This window comes from Streptomyces sp. YS-3, assembly GCF_045257485.1.
GTDB lineage: Bacteria > Actinomycetota > Actinomycetes > Streptomycetales > Streptomycetaceae > Streptomyces.
The window spans coordinates 1-4234 of sequence record NZ_JBJHPC010000598.1 but is presented as its reverse complement, the minus strand read 5'-3'; the positions used below and the strand labels follow the sequence as shown (position 1 = coordinate 4234).

The 4234-nt window shown below is 74.4% G+C and carries 5 protein-coding genes; all 5 read left to right on the top strand.

Going from position 1 to position 4234, the window contains the following annotated elements; genetic code table 11:
* On the top strand, positions 1-980 hold a 980-nt coding region (locus tag ACJA3G_RS31500), incomplete at its 5' end, for a serine/threonine-protein kinase (protein ID WP_406556453.1).
* Positions 967-1425 carry a hypothetical protein gene (locus ACJA3G_RS31495; RefSeq protein ID WP_406556452.1) on the top strand — a complete coding sequence of 153 codons (459 nt, stop codon included), beginning with the start codon at positions 967-969 and terminating at the stop codon, positions 1423-1425. The genes ACJA3G_RS31500 and ACJA3G_RS31495, both read left to right, overlap by 14 nt.
* Positions 1426-1620: 195 nt before the next feature.
* On the top strand, positions 1621-2631 hold the full coding sequence (locus ACJA3G_RS31490) for a hypothetical protein (RefSeq protein ID WP_406556451.1): 1011 nt from the start codon (positions 1621-1623) through the stop codon (positions 2629-2631).
* 37 nt (positions 2632-2668) lie between these two features.
* On the top strand, positions 2669-3433 hold the full coding sequence (locus ACJA3G_RS31485) for a vWA domain-containing protein (RefSeq protein ID WP_406556450.1): 765 nt from the start codon (positions 2669-2671) through the stop codon (positions 3431-3433).
* Between the two features lie 37 nt (positions 3434-3470).
* On the top strand, positions 3471-4234 hold a 764-nt coding region (locus ACJA3G_RS31480), incomplete at its 3' end, for a PP2C family serine/threonine-protein phosphatase (protein WP_406556449.1).

Genomic DNA, 4234 nt, shown 5'->3' with positions numbered 1-4234 from the left:
GTGATCCGCTGCGGGTGGGGCCGTACCGCATCGTGGGGCGGCTGGGGTCCGGCGGGATGGGCTGGGTGTATCTGGGACGGTCGCCCGCGGGCCGGGCCGTCGCCGTCAAGGTCGTACGTCCCGAACTCGCCGCCGACGAGGAGTTCCGGCGCCGCTTCGCGCGCGAGGTGGCCGCCGCGCGGCTGGTCGGCGGGGCCTTCACGGCGGCGGTCGTCGACGCCGACCCGGAGGCCGAACTGCCCTGGCTGGCCACGGCGTACGTGCCGGGGCCCGCCCTGTCGGAGGCGGTCGGCTCGGACGGCCCGCTCACCGGCGGCCAGGCCCGCCGGCTCGGGGCCGGTCTGGTGGAGGCGCTCCAGGCCATCCACGGCGCCGGGGTCGTCCACCGCGACCTCAAGCCCTCGAACGTCCTGCTCGCCGCCGACGGGCCGCGCGTCATCGACTTCGGCATCTCCATGGTGGCCGGGGCGACCGGGCTGACCCGGGCCGGGACGCTGATGGGCACCCCGCCCTACATGTCGCCCGAGCAGATGACCGGCGCCCGGGTCGGGCCCGCCAGCGACGTCTTCTCGCTCGGCGGGGTCCTCGTCTACGCCGTCACGGGGAGCGCGCCGTTCCGGCACGGCGCCGGAGTGGCCTACCGGGTGGTGCACGCCGAGCCCGAACTCGACGATGTACCCGCCGAGCTGCGGCCCCTGGTCGAGGAGTGCCTCGCCAAGCGGCCCGAGGACCGGCCCGGCCTGGACGCGCTGCTGAGCGGGCTGCTCGGCCCGGACGCGGGCAGCGCGCGGGCGCTCACCTGGCCGCCGCCCACCGTGGCCCGCCGCATCCGGGTCCGCACCGGTGAGCTGGACGGCCGGCGGGCCGCCGGGGACCGGGGCTCCCTGCCGTCCTGTCTGCTGCTGCACGCGCAGACGCTCCTGGACGCGGGCCTCAGCGACGCCATGGTGATCGAGGCGGTGGGCCGTGCGGCACTCTGAGGGGACGCCGGCGGGCGCCGGGGCCGAACTGGGCGCCCAGTGGCGCCCGCTGGTCCATGCCTGGGCGTCCGGACGCCACTTCCACTGCGAGGAGGACACCGTCTCCGTCTCGCTGCGCTTCGACCTCGCCGACGCGGGACGGGCCGTCACCGTCCGGTTCATGACCACCACCAAGTTGCTGGTCGCGTTCATGACCGACGGCCGGTTCCTGCGCGGCGACCAGCTGGCGACGGCCGCCGCCGCGGCGAACGCGTGGAACACCGAACAGCTGGTCCCGATGCTGTCGGTGTGGGACGTACGAGGACCCAGGCCCTGTATCGCGGGGGTCTGCACCCTGCCGCTCAACTGCCGGATGACCCGGCCGGAATTCGATTCCCTGGCGGGCGACTGGGTGGAACAGGCGAGACAGATGTTCCTCCGGTGCCATCAGGTGTTCCAGTTGTAGAAGGGGTGTTTGGATATCGCCCGGGAGCGGTCCCGGAAAACTCGCGACAAAACCCGGGAACGGCCTCGGAAAGGCCCCGGAACAGCCCCGGAATGGCTCCGGAATGGCCCCGGAATGGCCAAAACCCTTACGTGCGGCGGCTGGTGGCGCCATATTTGCGATGTGCTTTTCCGGGGGACGGGGAGGTTTTCGCCCATGGGGCTGCTGTGTGGTCCGCGCGGTGCGCGGCGACTGTGGCCGTTGACCGGCCTGCTGGTGCTGACCCTGCTCGCCGTGGTGGTTCCGGCCGCCGACGCCGATGAGTCCTGCCCGGGGAGCCTGGCCAAGCGGCTGGGCTGCTGGTCCGGCCGTGTCGGCCCGGTGACCCGGAACGCGGCCGTCCTCGTCACCCTGCGCAAGCCGCTGGAGCTCGAAGGGAAGCCCGCCGACTGGAACCTCGCCCAGCACAAGCCGGTCCTCGACCGCGGCCCGCTGGTCGTCATGGCCCCGGCCGGGCACCCCACCGGTGAGGGCGGCACCCTGCTGCTCGTCCTCGCCGGCGACCGGCTGGTCGACCCGGACGCGGAGATCACCCGGCTCGGCCCCGGGGCCCTGGACGCCCTGGCGGAAGCAGGCGCCTGCCCGGGCGACCTGTGCAAGACCTTCGCCGCCACGGGCAAGAAGGACAAGCGCCTGCGCGGCCAGGACCTCCTGGACAAGGGCCTGGCCGTCGAACTCGGCGACAACTTCGACAGCGTCGGCGGCTCCGGCGGCGGCCACGGCTCCCCGCTGCTCGTCCCGGCGCTCGGCGTGGCCGCCCTGCTGCTGCTCCTGGTGACCGCGCTGGCCTTCGCCGTACGCCGCTCGCGGGGCCCGCGCCTCGCGTACGCCGTACCCGCTGCCGGGCGCCCGGCAGCCGTGCCCGGGGCCCGTACGGCCCCGGCCGGTGCGGCGGGCAGACATCGCGCGCCCGGCCGCGACACCGGCGGACCGGGCGGACCGGGCCGTACCGCCGTCGTCCGCACCGCGCTGCACCCGCAGGGGTACGTCGAGCTCGACCAGTGTCTGCGCCGGGCGGTCTGGGCCGAGCCCGCCGCGCCCGCGCCCGCCCCCGGCGCCCGCGTCGAGGTGAGCGAGGGCCGGGGCGAGGACGCCGGGATCCTGTACGCCCACACGTACGCCGACGACGGTCACAACGTCACCAGCAGGACGCCGCACGGACGGTGAGGCGCGGCGAGGACACCGAAGGACGGGGAGAGGCCAGATGCGCAGGCAGCAGCCACCGAGGACGCTTCCGGCGGAGTACGCCGACATCGAATTCGAGAACAACGCCCAGCGGCTGCCGCTGGTGCTGTGCCTGGACACCTCCAGCTCGATGGCGGGCGCGCCCATCGAGGCGCTCAACCAGGCCCTGAGCGAGTGGACCCGCGAGCTCCACGACGACGTCAGCCTCAGCTACAGCGTCGAGGTCGCCGTCATCACCTTCGGCGGCCGGGGCGTCACCGCCTGGCGGGGCGGCCAGGCGCTCGAACCCGGCTCCCCGGTCGGCCCGTTCGTCGCCGCCCACATGTTCCAGCCCCCGCGGCTCGCCGCCTCCGGCGTCACGCTGATGACCGAGGCCCTGGAGCTGGCCATGCATGTGGTCGCCGCCCGCAAGACCGAGCTGCGCTCACAGGGCTTCCAGTACTACCGGCCGCAGATCTGCCTGGTCACCGATGGTCTCCCGACCGACGGCACCGGCCACATCAGCCGCACCTGGCAGCGGCTCGTCCCGGTCCTCGCCGAGGAGCAGACGGCGCGCCGCTTCCGGCTGTACGCGATCGGCGTCGGCGGCCTCACCGACCTCGCCGAGCAGGTGCTCCAGGCGTACGCGCCGAAGTTCAACGCCCGCCTCCAGGGCTTCCCCTTCCGCCAGTTGCTCCAGATGATGTCGGCGAGCGCCAGCGCCGAGACCAAGGGCGCGGGCGACGAGGTCTTCGAGAAGATCTTCAGCCAGTTCAAGACGCAGCGCCCGGCCTGGGAAGCCTGAGCGGGCCATGGGGACGCGGGCGCACGGGAGTTGGCGGGTGCACGGGCTGAGCGTCGAGGGCTACCGGCACGGCCGGGACGGTGTGCCCTGCCAGGACGCCTGGCGGTGCTCGACGGACGGGGCCGTCACGGTCCTCGCCGTGGCGGACGGCGCGGGCAGCCGGCCGCGCTCCGGCGAGGGCTCCCGGCTCGCGGTCCGCCTCGCGGTGGAGCACTTCGGCCGGCTGCCCGCCTCGGTGGCGGACGGCCCCACCGCGCACCGGCTGCTGCGCCAGGCCTTCCAGCGGGTCGTGGACGACTTCCTCGACCGTACGGGCGAGGCGGCCGGGGACCACGCGACCACCCTGACCGTGGTGGTCCTCGCGGACGGGTGGCTGGGGCACTGCAGCGTGGGGGACGGGTTCGTGGTGCTGCGGGCCGGGACCGAGGACGGCGACCGGCAGTTCCATCTGCTGCCGCAGCCCGCCGCGGTGAGCGAGTACAGCAACGAGACAGTCTTCGTCACCACCCCGGACGCGGTCCGCCGGGTGTGGACCGACTGCGTACGGGACGACGGCGTCGACGGCGTCCTGCTCTCCACCGACGGTCTGGCGCAGGCCGCGCTCTCCTGGTCCGGGGGCGCCTCGCCGACGCCCAACGAGTCCTTCGCCGCGTCGGTGCTGCGCGCGCTCGACACCGACGGGGGCGTGGCCGACGACGAGGACGACCGCCTCGCCTCACTGCTCCGCTCCGACCGGCTGACCGCGCTCAACGGGGACGACAAGACGCTGCTGCGGGCGGTGCGCGCGGTGCGGGAGGGAGG

Bases quoted from the DNA above. Each gene is read 5' to 3' on its own strand.
- ACJA3G_RS31490 (WP_406556451.1), top strand. From the start codon at position 1,621: ATGGGGCTGCTGTGTGGTCCGCGCGGTGCGCGGCGACTGTGGCCGTTG.
- ACJA3G_RS31485 (WP_406556450.1), top strand. From the start codon at position 2,669: ATGCGCAGGCAGCAGCCACCGAGGACGCTTCCGGCGGAGTACGCCGAC.